Below are 12,681 nucleotides of genomic sequence, written 5' to 3'. Positions count from 1 at the left end.
CACTCCTGTACATGAGTCAACCCGCCGCGAAGAAGAACTCGCGACGGGCTGCGGGGAGTTGAGCGGACGTCAGTCGTCGGCAGGGATGCGGTACTCGAAAACGAACTGGTCAGCGGCCATGAGCGTGTCGCACACCTCGACAACGAGACCCGCGGTCGTACGAGCTTCACGGATCAGATGAACCACGGGCGCACCCGGGCTGAGTGCCAACTCTGTGGCTTCCGCCTTCGAGGCCGGCCGCGCTTGCAGAGTCTCGGCGAACTCGGCGAACTCATGTCCGTGGTCTTCGAGTCGGGCATAGATGCCACCGCCGCCGGGGTTCTCGGCGAACAGCTCCGGGATCTCCTTCACGACGTCCCACGGCAGGTAGGACGTGGCGGTCTCGACCGGAATGCCGTTGCGGAAGTAGAGGCGCCGACGGGCCAACACCTGCGTACCGGCGGGGACTCCCAGCCGTTGGGCGGCATCCTCGGGAGCCTCCATGGGCCCGATGTAGAGGACGCTGACCTTTGCGGTGGCGCCGGACTGCGCGGACTCCGCAAGGTAGGCCGCCTGCCCTCCTTGCCGAAGCGAGCGCCGGAAGCGATCGGAGGAGCGGTGCCGCACGGGAGGCCGGTTCTTTACGATCGAGCCCTTGCCGTGCCGGGTCTCGACGAGTCCACTCGCCCGCACCTCGACCATGGCCTTACGGATCGTGCCGCCAGACACGCCGTAGCGATCCACCAGCTCCGCTTCACTCGGCACCATGTCACCAGGCTTCAGAATCCCCGCCCGGATCTGCTGCACGATCTCTTCCGCGATCTGCACATACCGAGGCCCGGCCGCGCCCCCTCCAGCAGCAGTTCCCATAGTCCTTCTCTGCCTCCTAAGCTCCTCTACATGAGTCAACCACAGGAAGCGACAGCCCCTCCCCTGCACTCCGTGTCCGTAGCCGGAGTAGTGGTGCGCGAGGACGGCCACCTCCTGGCGATCCGCCGAGCCGACAACGGCACCTGGGAACTCCCCGGCGGCATCCTCGAACTCGACGAGACACCCGAGGCCGGCGTCACTCGCGAGGTCCTGGAGGAGACCGGCATCCACATCGAGGTCGACGAACTCACCGGCGTCTACAAGAACATGACCCGCGGCATCATCGCCCTGGTCTTCCGCTGCAAGCCCTCAGGCGGCACCGAACGCACCTCCAGCGAGTCCACGGCGGTCTCGTGGCTCACACCCGAGGAGGTCAGCGAGCGCATGTCCGAGGCCTTCGCCATCAGACTCCTGGACGCCTTGGACGGCAACGGGCCCCATGTACGAAGCCATGACGGACAGCACCTCATCCCTGTCGGATCCCAGCTGATGCCTGACGTTCTGGTCCCAGGTGATGCTTGACGGTGGGCCTAGACAACATGGGAAGCCCCGTGGGGCTTGTTCGCTTTCACGTTACGGACCGGGACGTCGGTCGTGCGGCGGATCACCCGGACCTGGCCGTCCAGCTCGACAGTGATCGTGGAGTCCGAGACGTGCACGGTCACGGTCTGCCCTGCGTACATGCGGCCGAGGGAGACGACCTGGCGGCAGACCATGACCGTGCCCACCGTGCTGACCCGCCGCTGTACCCGCACGGGCTCGACGCCCGGACGCGGTGGCGGTCCGGCCAGACGCAGGCCCCGCAGCCTGCGGATTTCCTCGCTGGTCAGCGGATTGGGCCGCACCCGAAGCAGTTCCCGCGAGGACAGGTCGAAGAACGACAGTGTTTCGTCGTCGATGCGGATACCCACCTGGCGGCCGCCCAGGATCTCCGCCGCCAGCACCTGGTGCCCGCCCAGGCCCACCAGGCCGCTGTTGTTCACCACCCGGTCCACCTCGAACGCGGCCCCGCCGCCGGCCGGAAGCGGGGCCCCTCCCGCCACGCGTCCACCCCGGACGGCCAGCCGGGCCAGATCCGCCACCGACAGGTGCGAGCGCACGGTCTTGATCCGTGCTCCGGCAATCAGCAGATGGATCACCGAGGTGTCGGCCCAGAAGGTCACCGTCAGCCCTGAGCGGGCAGGCCCCAGCCAGAACTGTTTGCCCGCCACCTGCAGATTCCCACTCGCAGGCACCACTCGCTCGAACTCCACCGGCCCACCGGGCTCCACCAACCCCGCCGCCGGGGCCAGCTCAGGCAGGCCGGCCGGCACGGACGCCACTTCGACCGGATCCGGCTCCGCAGGAGGTGTCCGCTGCTGCGGGACCAGCGCGAGCACTCCGGGCACCCTCACCCCCAGTACGCCCCGCTCCCGCTCGGGCACCGGGGTGAACCGGTCGGCAGGCGAGTCCATGTCCAGCGCCTGATGCGGCCGCGAGGAGTTGTACTCCTCGACCCACGCATCCAGCGCTGCCTGAGCCGCCCCGATGCTCTCGAACGCACCACAGTCGTCAAGGAGTTCACGCCGCAGCGTCTGATGGAACCGCTCCACCTTGCCCGTCGTGGTCGGAGACGCCGGCTGCGTAAGACGGTGCGCGATCCCGTTCTCCCGGCAGATCCGGTCGAACAACACCTCACCACCATGCCCGAACCGGTCGGTGAACTGCTTTCCGTTGTCCGTGAGCACCTCTTCCGGCACCCCGAACGTCCGCAAGGCCCCAGCGAACGCCGAGCACACCGCCCTCCCAGTCGCCCGCTCGACCACCGACGCGATCACGCAGTACCGGGAATGGTCATCCACCCCGGTCACGACCTTGGCCTCGGACAACTCCCCAGTCACCGGGTCGACGAGCATCACCCCGCCGACGATGTCCATCTGCCACAGCTGCATCGGCCGATCCCGCTGCCAACGCTTGTAATCCGACCGCTTCCGGCGCCGCACACCCGGCTCCACCAGGCCATGCCGCACCAGGATCCGATACACGGTCATCCGCGACGGCACCGGGCTCACCGCCCCGGACCGCTCCAGCACATGAGCGATCCGCCGCGGACCCCACCGAGGATGCTTACGCCGCAGCTCGCACACGGCCGCCTCCACCTCGGCAGACACCTGATGCGGACACGACGCCGGCCTACGCGAACGGTCCGCCAGCCCCGCCAGACCAGCGGCGGCATACCGGGACTTCCACCCGCTCACCGTCTGCCGCGACACACCAAGCGACGCGGCGACCTCCGTCACCGTCGCACCCGCCAGCACCGCAAGCACAGCCCGGTATCTCTGCTCGACAACCGACAACTCCACCAGAGCCAATCCCGGCCTCCCGCCACACGCCGCAACAACGCGCACAGCAAAGCCGATCACGGCCACCGTCAACCATCAGCTGGGATCGAACTGTCAAGCATCTACCGGGACCGGACAACAGCACCTCATCCCAGCGGGATAAGACTTTCTCTCCTTCATCAAGTGCGGCTCGCTCCGCTCCCCGCGCGCGGCCCGACCCCCGGCCGGGCCTGCGCTCCTGTCTCCGCCCCGCTCCAGCCCGGCCGACGCCCGTGCCGCGCTCAAAGCAATCAGCCACCTGATGCCAGAGAAGGGGTACGTCGTGGCTGGGGCGGTCGGCTCCACGGCTTTACTGAGCCACTTTGGCGCGAGCCTCGAAGATCATGGCCCCAACGTCGTGCTTTACCGGGCAGGTCCACAGACTGCCCGACGCGCTGGACGCTTACGGGGCCATGATCACTCGCGCCAAAGCAGCGCCACCCCAAAGCCGCTACGCGTCAACCTGAATCATCAGTCCGAAGCGAACCCATCATGTCCGCAACATCTCTCATCTCCTGCACAAGGCTCGTTCCGGAATCAGAACCCGATAGCTCACGCCTACCGTAATCGTATGAATCGTCGTCCAGGTCCGGCATCCTATCTACGGCTTCGCTATAGCCGGGGAAAGTTCGGCCTGGGTCCTCATAATCACCCGCGAAAGCCAGAACCCTTTCCATCATCGAATGATCAAGCATCGAGTCAGGCCCCGCTTCCGCCCATGCCTCGATAGCATATTTTGCGTACCACTGCATATCATCTTCAACGTCGGGAATCGCAATTTCTGGAACAATGCCAGATATGCTCTCCAGGAAGCTCTTAGCGGACTCCATCAGATCCCATGACGACAAATCCCCCATAATCCATTCGGTCGCCATATCGACAGCATCTGGCAGAGCGTCACGCAATGATTGCCGATCTGACTCGTTCAAAAATTGAATAATCGCGAGAACGTCATCCGGATCCGATGCATCCAGAATGGCTTCATCTCCAATAATCGCCTTTCGGGCGCACTCCAGAATTACCTCAGAGGCGAGTATCCTACCGAGATGAAGGTACACCCTGGCACGTTCTGCGGGGTCGATGCTCGTGTTTACACCGTCATTACGGAGACCCTGGGACTCATATGCACTCAGCGCTACGGGTTCAACTATATCGAGATTCTGCCTAAAGAAGTGAAGGGCCTCTTTTCGCTCGTTCGCCATCACCAAGAGGGCTTCGATCTGCTCAAAGTGAGAGCAACCATTGATGAGCTGCAGGAAATTCGACCGATCCTCAAGGAGATACTCTCGCATGAAGTCGCGAACGGACGGATTATGGAAAGATAGGAAGATTTTATCGGATTTCCGATAGGTTCTTAGCATCGTCCCGTCAAGAGTGGCGATAGAGGTTCGCAGATCTCGTGAACTTCGCTTCAGAGAAGCCCAGAGATCCTGCAAGTCGCCCAGATATACGCCATTCAAAAACGTATACGTAAGCGCAAGAAGTTGAATGTCAGAGTCTTTGAGCTGATGACTTACTATATGAGACCAAACACTTCGGGGGTCTCGAAGATTCTCTAGGACACGCCCCCCGATATCTTCACCAACGGACGGGAAGTTGTCCGCTTCAGCAATAGTCGCTGCCACCACACGAGGGTTGAAGTTAGGATGCCGAATGATTGGCACATACACCGCAGGATCCGCGAAACTGGACTTCAATTCATCGCCAAGACCGGAGGCATATACGTGATTGTAGAGAATGGCCCCTCTGGCGCGGTACGTGTAATCCGCCATATCAACTACACAGGTATGCAGCTCGAAGCGGTGCCTATGAAGCTTTTCATATCGCTGCCGCGCTTGGGCAAGGATATATTCACGCGTCGTGAGGATAAACCGCTTATTATTAGACTTTTCAACTCTACCCATAAAGGCGAGAAGTCGACTGTCCTCATTCTTTCCGAGCTTCTCTTCTAGAGTTGTCTGTCCTAGAAAATCGTCGTAGTAGTAGATCTGCGCAACTTTCTCATCCCAGAGAGAATTTGCTTCATCAAGATCGGCAGATATCTCGACGAGCTCATACCCTTCGCTCACGTATCCAGCACAGAGCACTTGAGCCAAAGTTGTCTTACCGATCCCCGGGATCCCTGCTATCACACACGTGTGTCGTGTCTCCAAAAGTTCCACAGCTCTGCTGTAGCTCTCGTTAGGCGCATATGTGCGAAGTGTAGAGTCCAACTCTTCTGCGAGTTGCTGAGAGCGCGTCAAAACGCTTTTAGAAAGTAGCGCAGACAAGACGGAAGCACTGGTCAACCACAAGCGCACATGGCGTCTGACAACACTCTCATGCTTACGAAGAAGTGCATTTATTTCAGTGATCCCATAGATGTCACTCGGTGTCTTCACGTACGGCGACAAGATATTATAGATCTTATCTTTCGCGCCCTTCGTCAACTCCACGGAGGTGGCAAGAATGTATCTATCCGGCTGGAGTTTCTGCACTTTCGGGAGTTCGGAAACCCTGATTCGCTCGATCAGTTTTGAGCGTGGCGAGCGAACCCAGTGCTTGCATTGGATTACAAGCTGAGAACCTCCCCCCTGGAGGTAACGGAGATCGACTCCAGAATCTGCACCGGGTGAGAATATTTCTAGCCTTACGCCATACTCCGCCTCGAATATGTCCTTACAGACAGCCTCGAAATCGAAATCTGTCAGTCTGGTTAGATCGAAGGTCTCCACTCAGGTCCCCCTACGGCGTCTCTCGCATCATGGACTTGTTCCAGGCCAGCTCAGGCAGAGATACACGCGGCGGCGCCAGCAGCATGCGTCGCTGGGCTCCACGCGATCGGCCCTGAACAGGTTCCACGTAACTAGTGAAGCGCGTCCTCCCTACCACCGCAGTCGAATGCGCGTCGAAGGCAAGGCTGCCGGACCATCAACGCAGCTCAGACGCACACAACCCTCGGAAGAGCCCCCGCCCAAGTTGCTTCGTGCCGAAGAGGTCATCGCGCAAGGTGCCACCCATGCGCTTCCGTCGTCGGGACTTGCTCTGGTCGACGGCCGACAGCGTGGCTCAGGCCGACGGGGGTACAGCGAGGCACACGCGCGCCTGCACGGTCTGCTGACCCTCCATCGTGGCTGACGGTCGTTGGCTGAGGCTCAGACACCCCGGCACCCAGCTCGGCCAAGGGACGTTCGAGGCAAGGGACCATGCCATGCGCGTGCCAGATCATGCGGAGAACCACGGGGAACTTGCACCGGGTGCCGCCAGGACTCCAACACCACTCCGCCGCAGGTCAGCGGAGCAACCGCCGCCAAGAAGCCCGAGCTTCCCAGGCTCAGGTCTGGTGCTCCGCACCGGGACAACTCAGCCTCAACACTTCGCTATCGGGCCTACGATGCGGACGTGGGTAGTGAACGCAGGGAGGACAGTCGGTGCGGAGAGTCAATGCGGGCAGTTACTTGTATTGGTCAGATCGCCGCGCCGTCGAAATCGCCTCTGATAACGGCATCAACCTGAATAGCCGGCTGAACTGGACTTTTAAGGCCGCCCCCCAAGGGATCGGCGCCGAAGTTACCAAGCGAGACCGGCCAGACCTAACCCGCCGTGAGAAGGCACGCAAGATCGAGAAGGCCATCGGCGCTGAGGCAGTTACCACCTTCGACTCACCGCCTCCTGCTCGTTTCGCCAAGGGCGTTGGCCAGGTTCACATCGCCAGGTTCACCGGTGGGCCCGAACGGGACAAGGGGGCGATGTTCCACATGAGGACGACCAACGGGAGCGGCCAGCAGGTCGATCTGGTGCTCTTCGGCAGCATGGACAACTTCCCCGGGCGCACGCTTCGCCCTTCAGACGCTCCCGAAGCAGGTTGGTTCTCCTCTGCGTGGTACGCCATCGCAGAGTTGGTAGAGAGCCGCGGCACAAGGAACACGTCCCAGTGGGATGATCCAGAGTCGCTTTCCGTTGAGGCGCTGAACATTGCCTTGAACCAAGGAAACACCGGCGACCCAGCCAACCATGAGGGGCGTCCGTGGACACGGGGATACACACTCGCTCATGCTGATAGCAGCGAGTGGTTCGCTCAAATCTACACCGACGTGGTATTGACCGAGGGACGTTGGAGGCTCTCGGGAAACATGGCCGGGGCGCATCGCATCCTGGTCGGGGCGCCCGTCTGGGTTCGTACCGCGAGCCAGGAATCAGTGATCCGCTACGCACAGTTGCAAGACCGACCCGCCGCCCGCAGTCGGTTCCGCCGCCCGCCATCGGTGCGTTGACGGTGCCGCAGACTCCTGACGTGACATCAACGTCTGTCGACCGTGCGGCGGTGCCAAGCCGCACCACAAGCGCACCAGATCGGGCGGGGAACAGCGGGGAATCACGGGGAAAGCCGACCAGTCAAACAGAACCACGATTCGACCATTCACCCAGTTCAGCGCTCGAACCAGCCGCCAATGACCGCAGCTTCCCAAGCTGAGGGCCTTGATTGGGAGGACCCGGAGTGTTCTACGGCCCGGCTGGCGAGGCTTGCTCTGGTCGACGGCCTGGCAGCGTGGCTGAGCCCAGTTGGGGTGCAGCGAGGCACACGCGTGCGTGATCGGTCGGCGCACCCGCCGTCGTGGCTGACTGTCGTCGTCTGAGGTACCGCGCTTCGCGGCCAGCTGCAACTTCTTACTGGCTGCTCGTCGTCGGAGCTCAGGAAGATCGGTGCGGTCTCCTCATAGAGGGAGGCTGCGGGCAGAACGCGGAATAGGTCCTGTCAAGTCCCACAACCCGCGTCCCCGTCCCGCACGCAAGACGGAGCCAACACAGTCAGCTCCGTTTTGCAGCGCACGCCCCGCTCCGCTCACAAGATTCAGCGGCTGCCGGACCTCAACCACCATTCGACGCCAGGGCTGTTCATCGCTTGACTCGGCTGCGAACGGCCAGGACGGTGAGGCCGAGGAAGGTGGGTTCTACGAGACGGGTGGTCATCTCGATCCAGGAGCCCGGAACCGTGAGGCTCTGCCCTGAAGAGCGGAAGACCACGGAGTTGAAGACGATCGGAGTGGTCTTGCCGATCCTGTCCCACGTGATGCGCCGGCCGTAGGGCAGGCTCAGTCGTGGATCAGGCGTGTCGGTCGTCAACTGCAGCTGCCGTCCGGCAGTTGGCAGAGTCCCGGTCGTCTTCGCCTTCGGGGAGTCGTTGGGAAGGCCCCAGAGAGCGAGTGCGAAGACGCTCGCTGACATCAGGATCAGTAGGGAAGCGATCGCGCGGGAAGGGCGAAGTCCGTATCCGGAGACAGCCCAGTACAGCCAGAGCAGCCCGCGTACCCAGCCACTGGTGTCATGACGGCGCATCTCCATCTCGCCGTAGTAGAAGTCCGCCGCGCCTGGCTCGTCCTTCGCGTCCTCCAAGCCCTTTCGCAGCTGCCGATAGAGTGCGGACACGTCCTCGGTTCCGGGTTGGTTCTGGACAGCGGAGGGAGGAACGGGGGATTGCCACTCTGGCCAGTTCAGTCTGCGCCAGTACTGCTCCTCCGCAAGCGTGCGCCGTCCAGTCCACCGGTAGAGCCCACGACGGCGGCTGAACCTCCAGCCAGTCGGGGGCTGGGCAAACCAAGTCCGGCCCCGCAGCTGAAGCTGATCTAGGTGGAAAGCTCCCATGAACCGACACGAGGTCAGGTCGGTGTCGGTCAGCACCACGTACGTGGCGTCGACGCCACGCAGGGAGGCTATCTTCGGATACGTGCTGTCCGTGGGATGAGCCGCGACGAGCGCGCTCTCCGCGGCATTGGTTCCTCCCCAAGGTGTCGGTGCATACGTGATGGCGAACGGGCTGACCAGGCTCGCTTCCTCAAGACGAACGGTCGCGTACCGGAGGAGTAGCGACGCGGACGAATCCCAGATGGTGCGATCGCATCGCACCAGGGGGACCGCCGCCTTGATGGTCACAGAGGCATGGAACTGGGCTTCCACGAGGTTCAGTGCTTGCGTGCAGACCATCGGGCCAAGCTCCCTCGACGCCTCGAAAGAGGATCCCGCGAAGACCGCTTCCCTAAAGACCGTGTTGTGGAACTCGGTGACTCCCTTGAAGACGCAGCGGCTGAAGTGGCCCACGGTCTGGAACTCGGCAGATTGGAAAAGTGCCTGTTGCTCAAAAACGGACTGGTCGAACTCGGCCTTCGCCGCGAAGCCCGCACTACGGAACTCGGCGATCTTGGTAAACACCGTACGGCGGAACGTCGCCGAGTCACCCTGCCCGCGTGTGAACTTGGCGTCGGTGAACAGGGCCGTATGCAGGAAGACGGCATCCGTAAAGTCGCCCCCTCTGCAGAACTCCGCATCGACGAAGATGGCTCTTTCGGTGAAGCTCACGTTCGAGAAGTCGGCCAAGCCGGTGAAAACCGCCCGCCTAAAGGTGGCCTTGCCGACCGTGGCTCGGCCTGTCCCAGCCTCGGTCACGGCATCCCGTAGCTCCGACAGGTCTGCCCGGCTGATCTGGGTTCCGCTGTGATCGATGTCCGCGCCCGCGCTGAGGCTCGCGAAATAGTCCGCCCTCTCGGTCGCGTTCGCATGAGCCAGGCACCTCCCGGACGTGGGCAGTTGTCGACCGCGGCAGGCGCCCGCCGCCGCATCGCACAGTGGATAGCCAGGGTTCACCAGCAGATTGGTAAAGGTGGTGGTGGCCACGCCGTACTCCGCATCGAGGAGGGTGAGTCGCGCCGCAGAAAGCGCTGCGAACCGGCACCATATCGGGATCTGACCGGGCATGGCGCGGAGCTCCGTCGGTCTGGGGCGAAGGAGCAGTCCACCACAACGGCATGTCGGCTGAACCCCTTTGCCCCCGCCGAGCTGATCGCGGATCCGTACTCGGTGACGTACTCCTCGTTCTAGGGCTCAGGCCCCGGCAGGTCGCCTGATCTAGCCCGCCAAAGGGAGCCAGGCCCCGTGGACTATCTGTGGTCTGGCAGAAGCCAACCCAATCATCAGTGATGCCCTGACCAGCAACATTGCCCAGGGCCCAAGCGGCCTCCGGAGCCGTGTGCAGGCATGGAGGCCAAGCCCGGGCTAGGTCAGAAGCCCCCACTGGTCCCGCCAAGCGGTGACATCCTCGGGCTTTATGACGGTGTTCCTCGACTCGGGGTTTCGAGGGCGTACACCTCCCACTTGCTCCAAGAACTGCTTGTGACGAGCTTGTACTTCAGCACGAAGCGTGCCGCCGTCAGCAACGTAAAAGTCATGGCCGTCCGCTGTGATGTGGACCAGGATGACCCGGCTACAGGTCAGAGAAGTGAACTTCTCGATGTCCGCAATCATCCAAGCGCCCTTGGCGGCCACCATCACTTGTGCGGTGTGTTCGCCAATCTCGACGTAGGTCTGGGCACCTTTTAGCTTGGCTGGCAGCCCTCGCAAGAGCGCCTCGGCGACAGCAAGGTGACGCCCAGCCTGGTGGGTTTGCGCGTGAGTCCGTGTGGCCGTTGGCATGGCGAACAGCATGCCCCACGGTGCGACCGGAGAGAAACTCGCGTCGCACCCCGAACAGCAAATCCTGCGTCTTCTGAGCCTTGAGCGGAGGCAGTTCTCGGCTGCCCCAGGGTAGGCGTGCCAGTTCCGTGCCAGATTCTGCGGGGAACCAGGGGGACCAGCGGGGGACTGGCCTCTGGTTTGACCAGGTCCAAACACCGCTCCATCGCAGGTCGACGCAGTAACAACCTTGAGAAGACCCGAGCTTCCCGAGGTGATGTCATGGCCTGCCGCTTCGTCCGGGCTGCGGCGCTGGGGCGCCGGCCGAGCAGCAGGCCTACCGACTACGCCGGGGCAGCAATCAGCTCCGCACGACGACGCTGGGGAACGATGTCGTACGGGCCAGGCCCGCCGATCGCGGAAGCGTGTTCCAACCTGCGGCCAACCGATGTCCGGGGAGCGGCTCAGGCATCGGGTGATTCCAGCCGAACCGCCGGAGGAGAGTCAGCCGGCGTGGCGTCCAGCTCTGCTTGTAGCCCCGCCACGATCAGCTTGGCCAGCAACTCTGCCGCTTCAGGACGAACAATCCCGAGCTGCACCAAGCCGTCACCGAAGACGTTCACGTCAGCCACCAAACCGGGAAGTCTGCATCCAGGCCAAGCAACACGAGCTGATCAGCCAGGCTGCCGGCGCTTCGTCGTGCGCGGTTCCAACTGCAGACGTAGGACACGCCGGGGCGCACGCCCAAGCAGCCCTACAGCTATTCCTCTCCGCCCTTGGAACGGCGCTCTTCCCCTTTCCAGAGATCGTCGAAGAACTCACGAAAAGAATCTGCGTAGGGTTCGTACGAAAACGCCCCTCCAGGCGGACGAAGCGACATCAAGTCGTGAGTTACGACAAGCAATGACAGCAAAAGCCGGTTCACGTCGGAGGATGATACGTCGGAGTGAAGTCCCTTGTTGCTGAGGTTGTCCAGCCTATCGATCCGATTACCCAAGTCTTCAACGTTCGCGATGAGCAATGTTCGGGTGGTGGCAGAAGTAATGCTATCTGCAACGTATGCCCAGAGCCGGTTCCTGTACTCGGCTTGGCCGACCTTTCGTCCATTTACCTTTTCATCACGCGGAGGGTAAAGGCAGTCGGCAAGCCTCTCCGTAAAACGCCGACAGGACAGCGCCACATGCGCCAAACCCTCTCCTGTCTCATGGCCCTCGAATGCTTTGATGGCAGCATGAAGTCGCTGGGTGAGGTTCGGATCCAGATCCGAGCACCGCATAAGGGTCTCACCGAGGGCAGAGGAGAACTGGCCGTGCAGAAGTTCATCAGCTTCGCCGATCCTGCGGAAGTACTCCATGTTCTCGTATGGGTCAAAGATAGTTTCCCGCACGCCCAAGTCTTCCCAGCAAATGGAAGAAAAGATGCCAGAATCTTCCCAAGATTGGAAGTCTACATAATCTCGAGTGTCCTCGAATTCTGACTCGTACCCTGAATGAAACAGGTAGAGTTTTTCTTCAAAGATCCGAAACTTGCTTGGAATGCCCTTCAAGAAAACGGCCCAGTGTGATGGAATCTCTGGGCGAACTTGCACTGCCCCGAGGTACCACTCCTCCCCCCTCAATCGGACATGCATGGCGCGCACGTCCGAAGGTGACATAGATTCCACGCCCACGCCTGCAATGTCGAATGATGCGACACATTCGGAAAGATCCGGTCCGAGGAAAGTACTCCAGACGGCCCAGTGCTCACCAAGAACGCTATCTGCGACCTGTTCTATATTACCCAACTCCTGGGCGAGTTGCCGGAGGGGAAGGGTACCGGCAGAAAAGCGGGCATGCCGCCTGTGATGCGGAACCGTTTCCATATATGCGCGCACCAGGGATTCCCTCATGGTGAGCCAGCCTCGCCTTCCGACGGCTGTCCAATTTTCATCAATTAGAAAACAGGCCCTCACGTATCCCCCACGGCTGATCTTGCTTGAACTCTGACTACTTGCTAGCGAACCGAGTACTCGTCCCAGCTCATATATGGGACACCTATCCCTCAACCGGAT

General features: G+C 61.8%; 9 protein-coding genes. 2 read left to right on the top strand and 7 right to left on the bottom strand.

Going from position 1 to position 12,681, the window contains the following annotated elements:
- Window positions 1-69 precede the first annotated feature (69 nt).
- Complete coding sequence (locus tag AOK08_RS26520) at window positions 70-849, bottom strand: GntR family transcriptional regulator (protein ID WP_055530612.1); 780 nt, start codon at window positions 847-849, stop codon at window positions 70-72.
- 30 nt (window positions 850-879) lie between these two features.
- Between AOK08_RS26520 and AOK08_RS26515 the strand changes: the two genes are divergently transcribed.
- Entirely contained in the window at window positions 880-1,371 is a 492-nt protein-coding gene (locus AOK08_RS26515; RefSeq protein ID WP_079054281.1) for an NUDIX hydrolase, read from the top strand.
- An 8-nt stretch (window positions 1,372-1,379) separates the two neighbouring features.
- Here the strand turns inward: AOK08_RS26515 and AOK08_RS26510 are convergent, their stop codons facing one another.
- Together AOK08_RS26510 and AOK08_RS43675 are read right to left on the bottom strand one after the other, a co-directional pair.
- A complete protein-coding gene (locus AOK08_RS26510) occupies window positions 1,380-3,200 on the bottom strand; it encodes an IS481 family transposase (protein WP_055530608.1) in 1,821 nt (606 codons plus the stop codon).
- A 467-nt stretch (window positions 3,201-3,667) separates the two neighbouring features.
- Window positions 3,668-5,923, bottom strand: coding sequence for an nSTAND3 domain-containing NTPase (locus AOK08_RS43675; RefSeq protein ID WP_079054280.1), 2,256 nt, complete (start codon window positions 5,921-5,923; stop codon window positions 3,668-3,670).
- Window positions 5,924-6,619: 696 nt separating this feature from the next.
- Between AOK08_RS43675 and AOK08_RS45980 the strand changes: the two genes are divergently transcribed.
- A complete protein-coding gene (locus tag AOK08_RS45980; protein WP_157876802.1) occupies window positions 6,620-7,462 on the top strand; it encodes a hypothetical protein in 843 nt (280 codons plus the stop codon).
- 622 nt (window positions 7,463-8,084) lie between these two features.
- On the opposite strand, the gene AOK08_RS26505 is transcribed toward AOK08_RS45980, so the two are convergent.
- The 4 genes from AOK08_RS26505 to AOK08_RS45975 all read right to left on the bottom strand — a co-directional run bounded on the left by AOK08_RS26505 (window position 8,085) and on the right by AOK08_RS45975 (window position 12,519).
- Window positions 8,085-9,938 carry a pentapeptide repeat-containing protein gene (locus AOK08_RS26505; RefSeq protein WP_055530605.1) on the bottom strand — a complete coding sequence of 618 codons (1,854 nt, stop codon included), beginning with the start codon at window positions 9,936-9,938 and terminating at the stop codon, window positions 8,085-8,087.
- A gap of 297 nt (window positions 9,939-10,235) precedes the next feature.
- Window positions 10,236-10,664 (bottom strand): hypothetical protein, encoded by a 429-nt coding sequence (locus AOK08_RS26500; RefSeq protein WP_055530603.1) that lies wholly within the window; start codon window positions 10,662-10,664, stop codon window positions 10,236-10,238.
- A gap of 431 nt (window positions 10,665-11,095) precedes the next feature.
- On the bottom strand, window positions 11,096-11,266 hold the full coding sequence (locus AOK08_RS47600; protein ID WP_241827100.1) for a hypothetical protein: 171 nt from the start codon (window positions 11,264-11,266) through the stop codon (window positions 11,096-11,098).
- A 125-nt stretch (window positions 11,267-11,391) separates the two neighbouring features.
- Window positions 11,392-12,519: a hypothetical protein gene (locus AOK08_RS45975; protein WP_157876801.1), complete on the bottom strand. Its 1,128-nt coding sequence runs from the start codon at window positions 12,517-12,519 to the stop codon at window positions 11,392-11,394.
- Between the last annotated feature and the right edge of the window lie 162 nt (window positions 12,520-12,681).

It is taken from the genome of Streptomyces graminilatus, assembly GCF_001418565.1.
Lineage (GTDB): Bacteria > Actinomycetota > Actinomycetes > Streptomycetales > Streptomycetaceae > Streptomyces > Streptomyces graminilatus.
The sequence above is the reverse complement of the archived record's forward strand: the minus strand, read 5'-3'. Positions and strand labels throughout refer to the sequence as shown.